General features: G+C 76.4%; 13 protein-coding genes. 5 read left to right on the forward strand and 8 right to left on the reverse strand.

What is annotated here, in order from left to right; genetic code table 11:
• Window positions 1–21: 21 nt before the first annotated feature.
• From GY42_RS08880 to GY42_RS08905, 6 genes are all read right to left on the reverse strand, one after another.
• Window positions 22–732 (reverse strand): L-ribulose-5-phosphate 4-epimerase, encoded by a 711-nt coding sequence (locus GY42_RS08880; RefSeq protein ID WP_046530736.1) that lies wholly within the window; start codon window positions 730–732, stop codon window positions 22–24.
• A 102-nt stretch (window positions 733–834) separates the two neighbouring features.
• Window positions 835–2,430 carry a xylulokinase gene (locus GY42_RS08885; protein ID WP_046529071.1) on the reverse strand — a complete coding sequence of 532 codons (1,596 nt, stop codon included), beginning with the start codon at window positions 2,428–2,430 and terminating at the stop codon, window positions 835–837.
• A 114-nt stretch (window positions 2,431–2,544) separates the two neighbouring features.
• Window positions 2,545–3,537, reverse strand: coding sequence for a LacI family DNA-binding transcriptional regulator (locus GY42_RS08890; protein ID WP_046529072.1), 993 nt, complete (start codon window positions 3,535–3,537; stop codon window positions 2,545–2,547).
• A gap of 169 nt (window positions 3,538–3,706) precedes the next feature.
• On the reverse strand, window positions 3,707–4,540 hold the full coding sequence (gene proC, locus GY42_RS08895; RefSeq protein WP_046529073.1) for a pyrroline-5-carboxylate reductase: 834 nt from the start codon (window positions 4,538–4,540) through the stop codon (window positions 3,707–3,709).
• Between the two features lie 522 nt (window positions 4,541–5,062).
• The gene (locus GY42_RS08900; RefSeq protein WP_046530737.1) at window positions 5,063–6,628 is read right to left on the reverse strand and encodes a DUF7059 domain-containing protein; all 1,566 of its coding nucleotides are present in this window, start codon (window positions 6,626–6,628) and stop codon (window positions 5,063–5,065) included.
• Window positions 6,629–6,784: 156 nt separating this feature from the next.
• Window positions 6,785–7,546 (reverse strand): endonuclease/exonuclease/phosphatase family protein, encoded by a 762-nt coding sequence (locus tag GY42_RS08905; RefSeq protein WP_082131430.1) that lies wholly within the window; start codon window positions 7,544–7,546, stop codon window positions 6,785–6,787.
• A 123-nt stretch (window positions 7,547–7,669) separates the two neighbouring features.
• On the opposite strand from GY42_RS08905, the gene GY42_RS08910 reads away from it, so the two are divergent.
• The gene (locus GY42_RS08910) at window positions 7,670–8,365 is read left to right on the forward strand and encodes a lipocalin family protein (protein ID WP_152667248.1); all 696 of its coding nucleotides are present in this window, start codon (window positions 7,670–7,672) and stop codon (window positions 8,363–8,365) included.
• 79 nt (window positions 8,366–8,444) lie between these two features.
• Here the strand turns inward: GY42_RS08910 and GY42_RS08915 are convergent, their stop codons facing one another.
• The gene (locus GY42_RS08915) at window positions 8,445–10,736 is read right to left on the reverse strand and encodes a sodium-translocating pyrophosphatase (protein WP_046529075.1); all 2,292 of its coding nucleotides are present in this window, start codon (window positions 10,734–10,736) and stop codon (window positions 8,445–8,447) included.
• Between the two features lie 218 nt (window positions 10,737–10,954).
• Between GY42_RS08915 and GY42_RS08920 the strand changes: the two genes are divergently transcribed.
• Both GY42_RS08920 and GY42_RS19375 read left to right on the forward strand, forming a co-directional pair.
• Entirely contained in the window at window positions 10,955–11,497 is a 543-nt protein-coding gene (locus GY42_RS08920; protein WP_046530739.1) for an RNA polymerase sigma factor, read from the forward strand.
• Entirely contained in the window at window positions 11,494–12,936 is a 1,443-nt protein-coding gene (locus GY42_RS19375) for a hypothetical protein (RefSeq protein WP_052748276.1), read from the forward strand. Before GY42_RS08920 ends, GY42_RS19375 begins: the two co-directional genes overlap by 4 nt.
• A 55-nt stretch (window positions 12,937–12,991) precedes the next feature.
• Here GY42_RS19375 and GY42_RS08930 read toward each other — a convergent pair whose 3' ends face one another.
• Complete coding sequence (locus GY42_RS08930; RefSeq protein WP_442856789.1) at window positions 12,992–13,315, reverse strand: STAS domain-containing protein; 324 nt, start codon at window positions 13,313–13,315, stop codon at window positions 12,992–12,994.
• A gap of 158 nt (window positions 13,316–13,473) precedes the next feature.
• Between GY42_RS08930 and GY42_RS08935 the strand changes: the two genes are divergently transcribed.
• Window positions 13,474–14,034 (forward strand): sigma-70 family RNA polymerase sigma factor, encoded by a 561-nt coding sequence (locus GY42_RS08935; protein ID WP_046529077.1) that lies wholly within the window; start codon window positions 13,474–13,476, stop codon window positions 14,032–14,034.
• Complete coding sequence (locus tag GY42_RS08940) at window positions 14,031–15,296, forward strand: hypothetical protein (RefSeq protein WP_046529078.1); 1,266 nt, start codon at window positions 14,031–14,033, stop codon at window positions 15,294–15,296. Before GY42_RS08935 ends, GY42_RS08940 begins: the two co-directional genes overlap by 4 nt.
• Window positions 15,297–15,356: the final 60 nt, after the last annotated feature.

A 15,356-nucleotide genomic window follows, 5' to 3' on the forward strand; every position in this document is an offset into this window, starting at 1 on the left:
GCATCTCCCTCGATCGCCAGGTCAGTGCTGGCCGTAGACGTTCTGGTAACGGGCGTACAGCGAGTCGATGTCGCTCTGCGCGATCGGCAGCGGCTCGCCGAGCTGCCGGCTGATGTGGACGGTCCGGGCGACCTCCTCGACCATGACCGCGGCCTTCACGGCGGCCTTGGCGTCCGTGCCGATCGTGAACGGGCCGTGGTTGCGCATGAGCACCGCGGGGCTGCGGGACTCGCGCAGCGTCTCGACGATGCCGCGGCCGATCGAGTCGTCGCCGATGAGCGCGAACGGGCCGATCGGGATGTCGCCGCCGAACTCGTCGGCCATCATCGTCAGCACGCACGGCACGGGCTCGGCGCGCGCCGCCCACGCCGTCGCGTACGTCGAGTGCGTGTGCACGACGCCGCCCACGTGGGGCATGTGCGTGTACACGTACGCGTGCGCGGCGGTGTCGGACGACGGCGCACGGTCGCCCTCGACGAGGTTCGCGTCGAGGTCGCACACGACCATCGACTCGGGGGTCAGCTCGTCGTACGTCACGCCCGACGGCTTGATGACGAGCAGGTCGCGCTCGCTCGGGCCGGCGGGGTCGACGACGACGCGCTGCGACACGTTGCCGGCGGTCCACACGACCAGGCCCCAGCGGGGCAGCTCGGCGTGCAGCGCGCTGACCTTCTCGCGCGCCGCGGCGACCTGCTCGCGGACGTCGGACGGGTAGGCGTCCAGGGAAGACATCGGGCCTCCAGCGTCGGTGCCCGGGGCGGGCACGGGTGGGTCCGGCGCGGTCGGCGCCGGTGCGGCGGCCCGCGTCGACGGGCCGCCGCTCGGTCGGGTCGGTCAGATCGCCTCGGTCGCGGCGCGCTCGATCGCGAGCCCGGCCGTGTAGCGGTCGAGGTAGGTGGTGTAGCCCGCGACGTCGGCGGGGTCGGGCTCGACGACGTCGAGCTCGGCGTCCGCGAACACGCGCTGCGCGAGGTACGTGCCGAGGTCGACGCCGCCGCCGTGCACGAGGTACGCGGCGAGCACCGCGATGCCCCACGCGCCGCCCTCGCCGGCGGTCCGCCCGACGGCCACGGGCGCGCCGACGGCCGCGGCGAGCAGCCGCTGCGCGACGCCCGCGGTCCGGAACATGCCGCCGTGCGCGAACATCGCGTCGACGCCCACGCCCTCGGCCGCGAGGATCCGCATGCCCAGGCTCAGCGTGGCGAACGCGCCGTACACCTGCGTGCGCATGAGGTTCGCGAGCGACAGGTCGCTGCCGGGCGTCCGGACGATCAGCGGCCGCCCCTCCTCCAGGCCCGTGATCGGCTCGCCCGACAGGTAGTTGTACGACAGCAGGCCGCCGCCGTCGGCGGCGCCCTCGAGCGCCTCGCGCAGCAGCACGCCGAACACCTCGTCGGGCGTGGCCTGCGCGCCGAGCGCGGTCGCGAACCGGCCGAACACGCCGGCCCACTCGCCGAGCTCGCTCGCACCGTTGTTGCAGTGCACCATCGCGACGAGGTCGCCCGCGGGCGTCGTCACGAGGTCGATCTCGTGGTGCACGGTCGCGAGCGGCTTCTCGAGCACGACCATCGCGAAGATCGACGTGCCGACGGACGTGTTGGCGGTGCGCCGCGCGACCGAGTTGGTCGCGACCATGCCGGTGCCCGCGTCACCCTCGGGCGGGCACAGCGGGATCCCGGCCTGCAGCGTGCCCGTCGGGTCGAGCAGCGCGGCGCCCTCGGGCGTGAGCGCACCGGCGTCCTGGCCGGCGACGAGCACCTGCGGGAACAGGTCGCGCAGGCCGCCGGGGAGCCGGTCGCCCACGTGCGCGTCGAAGCGCGCGACGAGGTCGGCGTCGTAGTCGTGCGTCGCGGGGTCGACCGGGAACATGCCGGACGCGTCGCCGACGCCGAGCACCTTGCGGCCCGTCAGGCGCCAGTGCACGTAGCCCGCGAGGGTCGTGACGAAGCGGACGTCGGGCACGTGCGGCTCGGCGTCGAGGACGGCCTGGTGCAGGTGCGCGACCGACCACCGCAGCGGGATGTTGTAGCCCAGCAGCTCGGTGAGCTCGGCGGACGCGGCGCCCGTGGACGTGTTGCGCCACGTGCGGAACGGCACGAGCAGCTCGTCGGCGGCGTCGAACGCGAGGTAGCCGTGCATCATCGCGGAGACCCCGATCGCGCCGACCGTCGCGGGCCGCACGCCGTGCTGCCGCTCGGCGTCGTCGAGCAGCTCCGCGACCGCGGCGCGCAGGCCCTCCCACACGGCGTCGAGCGAGTACGTCCACGTGCGGTCGACGTACTGGTTCTCCCACGCGTGCCCGCCGGACGCGAGCGGCACGTGGTCCTCGCCGACCAGGACGGCCTTGATGCGCGTCGAGCCGAGCTCGATGCCGAGGGCCGTGCGGCCCTGCTCGATCGCGGTGCGCGCGTCCGTTCGCTGCTGCCCCATCGCGTGCTGCTCCCTCCCCGGTCGTCGTCGCCCGGGTGTCGTGGTCGGGTCGGCCGGCGTGCGTTCGGCCGACGTCATGTTAACGCTCACATAGCGGTGGTGCCAGCACCCGGGTCAGACGTCCCGCCCGGACCCGGACGACGCGCGGACCACGAGCTCGGGTGCGATCGACGCGACCTCGGGCACGCGCCCGCCCATCGCCTCGACCAGCGCCGCGACGGCCCGCCGGCCCAGCTCCGCGAAGTCCTGCCGCACCGTCGTCAGCGGCGGCGCGTAGAACTCCGCACCCGGCTCGTCGTCGAACCCCACCACCGCGACGTCCTCCGGCACACGGACGCCCGCCTCGGCGAACGCCGCGAGCAGACCCAGCGCGAGCTGGTCGTTCGCCGCGAACACCGCGTCCGGCAGCCCGTCACGCACCAGCGCGCGACCCACCGCGAACCCGTCCGCCGCGCGCCACCCGCCCACGCGGTGCTGCGGGACCGCGAGCCCCGCCGCCTCGTGCGCCTCCTGCCAGCCCCGCAGCCGGTCCCGCGCGTCGTACCACTCGAGCGGCCCCGCGACGTGCACCACCGTCCGCCGGCCCGACGCCAGCAGGTGCTCGGTCGCGAGCCGCCCGCCCGCGACCTGGTCCACCGCGACCGTCGGCACCGCGACGCCCTCGCGCCCCGACGTCACGAGCACCACCGGCACGGGCGCCCGCACGTCCGCGACCGCGACCGCGTCGATCGTGCCCGTGCTCGGCGCGACGACGACGACGCCGTCGACACCCTGCGCGAGGAAGTGCTCGACCGCGTCGCCGACCTCGCGGCCGCTGAAGTCCCGCAGCGTCGCGACCGACACGTAGTGCCCCACGTCGCGCGCCGCACGCTCGATCGCGACCAGGGTGCTCGTCGGGCCGAACAGCACGGTCGCAGGCGTGATGACGCCGATCGTGCCGGTGCGCCGCGTCACGAGCGCGCGCGCCGCGAGGTTGGGCCGGTACCCGAGCGTCGCGATCGCGTCGAGCACGCGCTCACGCGTCGCCGGGCGCACGCTCGGGTGGTCGTTGAGCACGCGCGACACCGTCTGGTGGCTCACGCCCGCGAGCGCCGCGACGTCGTTCATCGCGGGCGGGCGACCCTCGCGGGACGCGCGGCCCGCGACCCCGGGGCCGCGCCGCGGGCCGGGCCCGTGGACGCACCGGCCGGGCGCGGCACCGGCACCGCGCGCTCCCCGGCGGTGCGTGCGGGGTCGGCGCGGCCCTCGGTGACGGGCGACGCGTCGTCGGCCACGGTCAGCCCGCGCCCAGCTCGCGCGAGCGGTCGGCCGCCGCACGCACCGCCGCGACCAGCCCCGCCCGGACCGCGTGCGCGTCGAGCGCCGCGACGCCCGCGACGGTCGTGCCGCCCGGCGACGACACGCGCTCGCGCAGCACCGCCGGGTGGTCGCCCGTCTGCGCGACCATCGCGGCCGCACCCTCGACGGTCGCGACCGCGAGCCGCGTCGCCAGGTCGCGCGACAGCCCCAGCAGCACGCCCGCCTCGGCGAGCGCGTCGACCACGTAGAACGCGTACGCGGGGCCCGACCCGGACAGCGCCGTGACCGCGTCGAGGTGCTTCTCGGCGACCCGCTCGACCAGCCCCGTCGCCGCGAGCACGCGCTCGACGAGCACGAGGTGCCCCTCCTCCACGGCGCGCCCGGGCGCGATCGCGCTCGCACCCTTGCCGATGAGCGCCGGGGTGTTCGGCATGACCCGGACCACGGGCGTCCCGGCGGGCAGCGCGTCCTCGTAGACGCGCAGCGGCACGCCCGCCGCGACGCTCGTGACGAGCGCACCGCCGCGCAGCACGGGTGCGACCTGCTCGAGCACCGCGGGCACCACGTCGGGCTTGACGGCAACCAGCACGACGTCGGCGGCCGCGACGGCGTCCGGCAGCGTCGCGGTCCGCACGCCGTGCTCGTCGGCGAGCGCCGCGGCCTTCGCCGCGTCCTGGTCGACGACCGTCACGCGGTCGCCCGGCCAGCCGCCCTGCCGCAGCGCCGCGACGAGCGTCCCGCCCATCACGCCGCCGCCGAGCACCGCCACCGCGGGCGTCGCACCGGGGTCCTGCGTGGCCTGCGTCGTCATCGCGCCTCCGTCACCGCTCACGGCCGCTCCGCCACGGCCCTGGGTGAGCCTACGACCACACCCTGCGCGGCTCCCGGGGTTCCGCGGAGCGGTACGGGCGACCTCGCGCCGTCACGGGTCGCCGCGGCCACGGCGGGGGCGGCGTCCTGCTCCGTCGGCACCCCGGCGCCGTGCGGCGTCCCGCGTCCCGCACCCGTCGGCACCCCGACGCTGTGCGGCGATCCGCGTCCCGCACCCGTCGGCACCCCGACGCCGTGCGGCGATCCGGCGTTCCGGCCGCCGCAATGCCGCACGGCCCGCCGCGACGCCCGCACGTCGGCATCATGGCGGTCTCGACGCGCACCGCACGCCGTGCGGCGTTCCGGCCGCCCGGCAGCCGCAGTGCCGCACGGCCCGCCGCGACGGGGGCGGGGACGGCTCGCGCCGCCGGCGTCGCACGTCCGGGGTCACGCGTCACGCGTGAGGGGTCACGGTGAGGCGTGAGGCGTCAGGCGTCAGGCGTCAGGCGTCAGACGTCAGACGTCAGACGAGCGTGAGCAGGCCGTCGGCCAGCAGGCCGCGGACGCTCGGCAGGACGTCGGCGGCCACGTCGGCCGCGGGTACGTCGAGCAGCGCACCGAGCGCGCCGACGATCTGCCCGGCCGTGAGCTCGCCGTCGCACGCACCGACGAACGCCGCGAGCGCGGTCCCGGCCTGCACGGTCCGCCCGAACCCGCCGCCCTGCCGCAGCAGCACGACCCGCGGGTCCACGGCGCCCGGCTCGAGGTAGCGCTCCTCGGTGACGTCGGGTGCGACCGTGAGGTGCCGCGCCGCGAGGTCGTCGTCGGACAGCGCGGTGACGGCGTCGTGCGCCGCGAGCCCGGCCGCGAGCACCGGGCCGAGCGGCTGCCGCAGCGACCCGGTCTGCGACTCGAGCCGACGCAGCGTCGGACGGCCCGTGGCCGGGCGGCGGAGCGTGACGATGCCGAAGCCGACCGACGCGACGTCGCGCGACGCGAGGTCGTCGAGCCACGCGCCGTACCGTGCCGTCCACGCGGCCCGGTCGGCGGGCGTCGTGCCGCCGTCGCGGATCCACGTCTCGGCGTACTGCGCGGGGTCCTGCTCGTCGCGCTGCACGACCCACGCGTCCAGCCCGGACGCGTCGACCCACGCGCCGATCCGCTCGTGCCACTCCTCGCCGTCGCGGATCTCCCAGTTGGCGAGCATCTGCGCGACGCCACCGGGGGCGAGCACGGCACCGACGCCCGTGACGAGGTCGCGCACGAGGTCGTCGCCCGCGCGTCCGCCGTCCCGGTAGTCGTAGGCCGGCACGTCGGCACGCCGCGGCGTGATGACGAACGGCGGGTTGCTGACGACCAGGTCGAACGTGTCGTCGGCGACGGGCTCGAGCATCGACCCGGCGCGCAGCTCGACCCGGTCGGGCCCGAGGCCCGCGAGCGCCGTCGTGAACGCCGCGAACGCGAGCGCGCGCGTCGACAGGTCGGTCGCGACGACGTGCTCGGCGTGCCGGCTCGCGTGCAGCGCCTGCACGCCGCAGCCCGTGCCGAGGTCCAGCACGCGGCGGCGCGGGTCGCGCACGGTCGCCTGCGCGAGCGTGACCGACGCGCCGCCGACGCCCAGCACGTGGTCGGTGCGCAGCGCACCGCCGGTCGCGAGCTCGCCGAGGTCGGACACGACCCACCAGGCGGCCTCGCCCGCGCCGTCGCTGGCGGCGTAGGGGCGCAGGTCGACGCGCGCGCGGACCTCGTCGTCGGGTCCGCGCCCGGCGGCGTCGACGAGCCCGAGCAGCGCGGCGCCCTCGACGCCCACCCCGGGCAGGGCCGCGCCGAGCGCGCGCACCGGCACCGGGACGCCGAGCACGAAGCACCGCGTGAGCACCGCCGCGGGGTCGCCGCCCGTCGGGGCCGCCGGCTCGGTCGCGCGCAGCGCGGGCAGCGCCTCGCCGCGGTCGAGGGCTCCCGCCGCGACGGGGCCGAGCAGGTCCTCGACGTGCTCGACGGTGTACGCCGCCGCCGTGATGTCGGCGCGCAGCGCGGCGACGAGCTCGGGGACGACGACCGGGGCGGGCGGTGTGCTCACGCCCCCCATCGTCGCAGCCGCGCTCGCGCCGCCGAGCACCCGTGCACCGAGCGCGGTACTCGTGCGCCGAGCGCGGTACCCATCTGTACCGCACTCGACGGACGACTACCGCGCTCGGGGACGCGCGCGTCCCGGGCGCGCGCTCGCGCGCTCGCGTGGCGCCGCTCAGCGCGCGGGTGCCTGCAGGTCGACGACGAGGGGACGGTGGTCGCTCGCGACACCCACGGCCGGGTCGTCGGGCACGCGCGCGCCCAGCACGGAGATCCGGTGGTCGACGAGGACGACGTCGATGCGCACGCGGGGCGCCGCGGCCGGGTAGGTCGCGTGCTCGGCCGACGCGACGACGGCCGCGTCGTGCAGCCCGCCGCGCGCGGCCCCGAGCGTCACCCACGACGGCCCGCCCGGCCGCTCGTTGAGGTCCCCCGCCACGACGACCGGCGCGTCGTCGCCGCCGACGACGCGCCGCAGCACGAGCGCGACGTGGCGCGCGCGCTCGTCGGCGCGCAGGCCGAGGTGCACGACCACCACGCGGACCCCGTCGACGCGCGCGGTCGACGAGCCGCGGCGCGTGAGCCCGGGACGCCACGGCAGGCGCACCGCCGCGGCGTCGCGCACGGACCGGTGCGGCGCCACGAGCAGCGCGGTCGTCCGCGCCCCGCCCCCGCCGACCGCGACCCGCAGCCCGGTGCGCGCCGCGAACCGGCGCAGCCGCCACCGTCCGGTGAGCCCGCGCGGCGGCTCCTGCACGGCGAGCACGTCGGGGCGCGCGGAGCGGACCACGTCGACGAGCGCGTCCACCTGCTCGCGCAGGCCGCGCAGGTTGTACGTCATGACGCGCAGGGCGGCGGCCGGGGCGTCGGTCGCGGGCCCGGCCCGTCGGGTGTCGCGCTGCGCGCCGTCGTCGCGCGTCGTGCCGTGGGCGTCCACCGCGTCCTCCGTCCGTCCCCCCGGGCGTGCGGCGAGGGTACCCGAGCCCGTCGCCGCGGCCCCGCGCCCTGCACGCGGCACCGAGCCCGACGTAGGTTGGGCCGATCCACCGACCCGCCGCGCGTGAGCGCACGACGAGAGGACGACGCCGTGCGACGTACGCCCGCCCTGGCCGTCACGGCCGCCGCCGCCCTGCTGCTGACCGCCTGCACGGGCGGTGCGGACGACCCGACGTCGCCCGGCCCGACCGGACCGTCGGGCGGGTCCGCGGGCGAGGCCTCGAGCGCCCCCGAAGCCGTCCCCGCCGAGCCGCTGCCGCCGGCCACCGCCGAGTGCCTCGCGGGCACGTGGCGCCTCGACCTGGCCGCGATGCAGGACGACCTCGCGCAGCTGTTCGCCGCCGCGGACGACGACGCCGTGGAGGTCACGGTGTCGGGCACGTCGACCTACGAGTTCGAGGCCGACGGGTCCTTCGCGGCGACGGTCGACTCGACGTCGGGCATGACGATGCGGTCCGACGAGACCGAGCTGACGTCACGGTCGGAGTCGAGCGGCGACCTCACGGGTGCGTGGTCGCTCGACGGCGACCGGCTGACGATCTCGGACGTCGACAGCAGCGGGCTCGACGTGACGACGACGGCGGAGATGGACGGCGAGACCCTCGACGTGCCGCCGGGCGCGCCCGAGGACGCGATCGAGGCGCTGCCGCCGACGCTGTCGACGGCGACGTGCTCGGACGACACCCTGGTGCTCGCGGCGGACCTCACGCAGGACGAGGGCGGCGACCCCGTGACGATCAGCTACACGCTGCGCCGCTGACCGCCCGGACCGACGCGACCGGACGATGCCGGGCCGCCCCCCCTCGTGCGGGGGCGGGCCCGGACCGTCGCGACGAGGTTCAGCCGACGAGCTGCGTCTCGTGCTCGAGCCGGCCCTCGCGGTCCACCCGGGCGGCGCGCACGCGCGAGGCGATGACCGCGCCGAACGCGATGGCCGTCGCGACGACCGCGATGGAGAGCCGCACGACGTGGTTGGCGTCGTCGCCGACGGAGACGACGACCACGGCGGGCGCGATGAGCACCGACACGAGGTTCATGACCTTGATGAGCGGGTTGATCGCGGGTCCGGCGGTGTCCTTGAACGGGTCGCCGACGGTGTCGCCGATGACGGCCGCGGCGTGCGCGGGCGAGCCCTTCCCGCCGTAGTTCCCGTCCTCGATGATCTTCTTGGCGTTGTCCCACGTGCCGCCCGAGTTCGCGAGGAACACGGCCATGAGCACGCCGCACCCGATCGCGCCGGCGAGGAACCCGGCGAGCGGCCCCACGCCGAGCCCGAACCCGACGGCGATCGGCGCGAACGCGGCCAGCAGGCCGGGGGTCGCGAGCTCGCGCAGCGAGTCGCGCGTGCAGATGTCGACGACGCGGCCGTACTCGGGCCGCACCTCGCCGGTCATGATGCCGGGGTGCTCGCGGAACTGGCGCCGCACCTCGAACACGATCGCGCCCGCCGCGCGGGTCACTGCGTCGACCGCGAGGCCCGAGAACAGGAAGACGGTCGCGCCGCCGAGGATCACGCCGACGAGCGTGACGGGGCTGATGATGTCGTACGACAGCATGGCCGCCACGAGGTCGTCGCCGACCTCGCCGCGGATGTCGGCGAGCGCGTGCGTGACCGCGTCGGCGTACGACCCGAACAGCGCGGTCGCCGCGAGCACGGCCGTGGCGATCGCGATGCCCTTGGTGACGGCCTTGGTGGTGTTGCCGACCGCGTCGAGGTCGGTGAGGATCTGCGCGCCCTCGTCGCTGACGTCGCCCGACATCTCGGCGATGCCCTGCGCGTTGTCGCTCACGGGCCCGAACGTGTCCATCGCGACGATCACGCCGACCGTCGTCAGCAGGCCGCAGCCCGCGAGCGCGATGAGGAAGAGCGCGAGCGGCACGGACCCGCCCGCCAGCAGGAAGACGCCGCAGATCGCGGCCGCGATGATGCCCGCGGTGTAGACGGCGGACTCGAACCCGACGCCGATGCCCGACAGCACGACGGTGGCCGGCCCGGTGAGCGTGGTGCGCGCGACGTGCAGCGTCGGCTTGCTCGTGGTGCCGGTGAAGTAGCCGGTGACCCACAGGATGACGCCCGCGAGGACGACGCCGACGAGCACGGCGGCGGACGCGACGAGCCGCGGGTCGCCGCCGTGGGTCTCGAGCCCCGCGGTGCCGCCCGTGAGCGCCGCGAACGACGACGGCAGGTACGCGTAGGCGGCGACGGCGGCGAGCAGCACGCCGACGAGCGCCGAGACGTAGAACCCGCGGTTGATGGCCGTGAGCCCGGACTCCTCGCCGCGCACGCGCGTGATCGCGACGCCGAGCGCCGCGACGAGCGCGCCGACCGCGGTGACGACGAGCGGGAAGACCATGCCCTGCTCGCCGAACGCGGCGCGGCCCAGGATGAGCGCGGCGACGAGCGTCACGGCGTAGGACTCGAACAGGTCGGCCGCCATGCCCGCGCAGTCGCCGACGTTGTCGCCCACGTTGTCGGCGATCGTCGCGGCGTTGCGCGGGTCGTCCTCGGGGATGTTCTGCTCGACCTTGCCGACGAGGTCGGCGCCGACGTCGGCGGCCTTGGTGAAGATGCCGCCGCCGACGCGCATGAACATGGCGAGCAGCGCGGCGCCGAACCCGAAGCCCTCGAGGACGGCAGGCGCCTCGCCGCCGTACAGCAGCACGACGCCGGCGGCCCCGAGCAGGCCCAGCCCCACGACGGCCATGCCGACGACGCCGCCGGTGCGGAACGCGATGCGCGCCCCCTCGGCCCGGCCGCCCGGCCGGGACGCGGCCGCGGCGACGCGCAGGTTCGCGCGCGTCGCGAGCCACATGCCGAGGAACCCGATCGCGGCCGAGAACCCGGCACCGACGAGGAAGAACAGGGACCGGCCGACCTTCACCCCGCTGTCGCCCGGCAGCAGGAACAGCAGCGCGCACACGATCGCGGCGAACAGCGCGAGGGTGCGGAACTGCCGGCTGAGGTACGCCGACGCCCCTTCCTGGACCGCCTGCGCGATCTGCTGCATCGAGACCGTGCCCTCGCCCGCGGCGAGCACCTGACGTCGGAGCACCGCGGCGACCACGAGGGCCGCCAGCGCGATCACGGCGATGACCGCGACGATCGTGATGCTCGTGGCACCGAGCTGCATGCATCCTCCTCGGACGACGAGGTGCGACACCCCCTGCACGCACCCGCCCCGCGGCCCCGTTGCCGCCGGACCCGGCGAGTCTAACCACGCGTGTGACGCACATCTCACCACGATCGCGACGCGTCGCACGGGCACGCCCCAACGTTCGGGCACCGTGGCGACGTCGACAGGGAGAGAGCGCCGACGCGACGGTGCGACGACGAGGAACGAGGGTGTCGATGAGCACGGACGACGTGCTGGCGGAGCTGGCGCGGACGCGGGGGCCAGCGCTCGTGGGTTACGCCCACCTGCTGACGGGGGACCGCGCCGCGGCCGAGGACCTCGTGCAGGAGGCGTTCGTGCGGGTGTTCTCCCGGCGGCGCACGGGACCGGTCGAGCGGTGGGAGCCCTACGTGCGGCGCGTCGTGCTGTCGGCCTTCCTCGACGAGCACCGCCGGAACGCGCGACGCCGGGACCGCGAGCACCTCGTGCCCGTCGCCACGACAGCGCCCGACCCGAGCGAGCACGTCCACGCCGACGTCGACATCGAGCGCGCGCTGGCTGCGCTGCCGCGGCGCGAGCGGGCGTGCGTCGTCCTGCGCTTCCACGACGACCTCACGGTCCCGGAGATCGCCGCGACGCTCGGGCTCGCGCCCGGTTCCGTCAAGCGCTACCTGCACGACGCCGCCGCACGGCTCGCCCCGATCCTCGGGCCCGACGCGCTCGGCGAGCCCGAGGACCTGACCACCACCACGACGCCCGACCGAGGAGGACGGCGATGAACGACGTCTCCGCACGACTGCACGCGCTCGCGCAGGACGTCGCCGCGCAGCACGAGGCCGGTCCGGGGCTGCCCGTCGACCGCATGCGCGCCGAGGCGCGACGCCGCCGCACGGCACGGGCCGCCTGGAGCACCGGCGCCGCGGCAGCCGTCGTCGTGGCCGTCGCGATCGGCGCCGCGGCGCTGCCGTGGCGCGACGCCCGGCCCGCGCCGGCCGTGACGCCCACGACGTCCCCGTCGCCGACCGCTGCCCCGACCCCCACGCCGTCGCCCACCCCGTCGCCCACCCCCACCCCCGCGGTGGTCCTCCCGGCCGGCGACCCGTCCCTGCCGTTCGGCGTGTGCGGGTCGCTCGTCGGCGCGGCGCCGGCGTTCCCGGTCGACCCCGAGCTCGTGCTCGACGTCGACGACCTCACCGGCACGATCACCGAGGGCGGGACGCTCCCGTTCGAGGCCGCGCTGACCGTCGACGGCGGGGGGACGGTGGTGCGCCGCACGGCGGGTCCACGCCTGCTCGTGACCCACGACGGCGTCGTCGTCGCCGTGGCCGACGGGTACGACGGCGCACGCACCGACTGGGTCGCCCAGCCCTCGTGGGGCGCGCCCCGCGTGTACCGCTCCGCCGTGCGTCCGCAGGTCTGCGTACCCGGCGCGGCGGGTCCCGCGTCCACGGACGTCCCGCTCCCCCCGGGCACGTACGAGGTCTGGGCCCTGGACGAGGGCGCGTCCTTCGCGGGGACCACCGAGTTCGACGAGATCGACGCGGACGCCTTCGCGGATCCCGCTGCCGGGCACCGCCGCACCGCCCTCGCCGGGCCGTGGGCGCTCACGGTCGCACCGGGTGACGGCACGTCGCCGAGCCCGGCGGCGCCGGTCCTCGAGACGGACGCGCCGCCGTACCCGACCCCGGGCGGCACGCTGCCTCCGGCACCGACGACGGCGGGCCCGTGGCGGTTCGAGAACAGCACCGAGCCGCTCGACCTGCGGGTCGTCGACGTGACCGGTCCGGAGGTGGAGCTCGCCCCGTCCGTCCTGACCGTCACCGGGAGCCTCACGTACGTCGGACCGGGGCGGACGTGGCTGCACGCCGAGCTCACGACGTTCTCGTGGCTGGTGCAGGACGGGCGCGTCGTCGCCTCGGACTACGTGCCCACGGACATGCACACGGGGAGCATCGACCTGGCCCACGGCACGCCGCTCCCGCTCGGCGCCGCGCGGATGCCCGTCGCGTCGTGCGAGCCGTCACCCTCGAACGACACGATCTGCACCGGCGAGGGTGACGGGGTGCGGCCCGGGCAGTACCTGCTGGTGCCCGGTGTCGTCATCCACAGCGGCACCCGCTGGACGCCGCAGGACGGCGAGCAGGCCTGGGACGCCGTGGTCGGCGCGCAGGGGCCCTACGTCGTGCTCGGCACGCCCGTCCCGCTCACGCTGCGGTGACGATCGGTCGGCCGGGCCCGTCCGCGGGCCCGGCCGACCCGGACCGTCCTCGTCGTCACGACGCGAGCGCCTCCGCGAGCGTCTCGCGGATCGTGAACACCTGCACGAGCCCGGTGATGCGGAACACCTTGAGCAGCCGCTCGGAGTCGACGACGAGCACGAGCCGGCCCCCCGCGGTCCGGACGCGCTTGAGCGTGCCGACGAGCAGCCCCAGACCCGTCGAGTCCATGAACGTGACCTCGGTCAGGTCGATCACCAGGTCGGTGCGCTGCTCCGCCACGAGCGCGGCCACGCGCTCGCGCAGACGATCGGCCGACGACACGTCGATCTCGCCCGCCACGTGCACGACCGTGCGGGCGCCCACGTCCTCGGCCGTCACCCGTACGTCCATCGACGTCCCCTCCCCGGTGACCCCTGCACGCAATTCAAGCATCCCGGACCCCGGCGGGGCGCCGCACCCGCTGCAACGTTCCGGGCCCCGAGTTCGTCTCACTGCACAGGGGGCCGCACTCCGACGGCCCGGGACCGAGGAGCGACGTGCGCGACGCCGACGCCGTGCTGACCGAGCTGGTGAGGAGCAGGGGGCCCGCTCTCGTCGGGTACGCGCACCTGCTGACCGGGGGGAGGGCGGCCGCGCAGGACCTGGTCCAGGAGGCGTTGGTCCGCACGTTCGGACGCCTGCGCAGCGGGGTGCGCCCGGACTCCGCCGAGGCGTACGTGCGTCGCACGATCCTGCACGTCTACCTCGACGAGGGCCGTCGCCGCAGGCTCTTCGACCGGGCACGTCCCGTCCTGGCCCGGCCCGAGAGCGACGCGAGCGACACGGCGTCCGACGTCGCGACACGCCAGGACGTGCGCGCCGCGCTCGGCCGCCTCGGGCGGCAGCACCGTGCCGCCGTCGTGCTCCGGTACGTCGACGACCTCACGGTCCCGGAGGTCGCGCGCCGCATGGGTGTGGCCGAGGGCACCGTCAAGCGCTACCTGGCCGACGCGCTCGCGCGGCTGGGCTCCGAGCTCGGTCCGCTCGAGACGCAGGAGGAGACACCCGTGCTGCCGCGCACCGCGTCGGCACGCCGCACCCTGGAGGACCAGCGATGACCGACCTGCGACGGGTCCTGCAGGACCTCGTGGACGACCCGGCCGTGCAGCACCCCGTCGAGGACGCGCCCGGGGTCCTGGCGCGTGCGCGCCGCCGTCGGCGCACGCACGCCGCGAGCGCCGCGGCGGTGAGCCTCGTGACCGTCGGCGCGCTCGCCGTCGGCGGTGCCGCGCTCGCCCGGACGTGGCAGCCGCCGCTGCCGGCGGACACGCCGACGCCCGTGCCGACGACGACCACGGCCGTGACCTCGCCGCCGCCGACCTCCGTGCCCGCGCCGACGACGACGGCCGCGGCGCTCCCGACAGGGGACCCGACCGCAGCACCGGGCTCGTGCGGCTGGGAGGCGACGGCGCCCGACGGCGACGGCGACCTCCGCGTCGCGCCGCTCGTCGACACCGTCGGCGAGGGCGATCCCGTCCCCGTGTGGGTCCATCTCGTCGCCTCCGTCGTCGAGGACGCACCGTCGTTGCCGACGAGCCTCGCGCTCGTGCTGGACGGCGTCGCCGTCGCTGTCGCACCCGTGGCCTGGCCGGACGACGGCGCGTGGACCGATCTCAACGCGGGGACCCGGCTGCCCGCGGTCGTCTGCGACGACGGCTCCGGCGCGGTCGATGCGGGCGCACCGGTGCCGGGCGGCACCTACGGCCTCCTGGCGGTCGGCACGGGCGAGGACGGGCGCGTCGTCGTCGCGGACGGCGGCCCGGTGGTCGTCGCCGGTCCCGCGACCGCGCGCCCCGCCCCGACCGTCGACCGCGCACCCGACCTGCCGACGATCGACGGGATGCCGTACCTGTGCGACGACCCGTGGCCCCCCGTCCCGCGGGGCGACCTCTCGCTGCGCCTCACCTCCGAGCCCGTCGGCGACAGCACGCAGGTCCCGGAGATCGAGGGCGTCGTGGAGTACACGGGTCCGGGCACGCTCCGGGCGACCACCACACCCTTCCTCGAGGTCGCCCTGCTCCGCGACGGCGTCGTCGTCGGGGCCACCTTGTCGGGCGGCAGCGACGCCGGGCTCCAGCGCGTCCTGCAACCGCCGGGGCTGCCGTGGCGCGTCGCGACGGGCCTGGGGAACCCACCCTGGTCGACGACGACCTGCGACGGCGGCGCCCCGGCGCCCGGGACCTACGAGATCGTCGCCTACACGGTCGTCGTACGGCCCGAGGTGTCGACCCCCGGCGGCGAGATCGTCGCGCCCGGCAGCGACCTCTCCGTCCCCCTCGTCCTGCTGTCCACGGATCCTGTCGAGGTGCGGATCGGCTGACGCCCCAACCTTTCGCCGACGCCGTTCGTCTAGTTCAGTGAGGCGGCGTGCAGGGGGCGT

Origin of the sequence: Cellulomonas sp. FA1, assembly GCF_000986825.1 — a bacterium.
Lineage (GTDB): Bacteria > Actinomycetota > Actinomycetes > Actinomycetales > Cellulomonadaceae > Cellulomonas > Cellulomonas iranensis.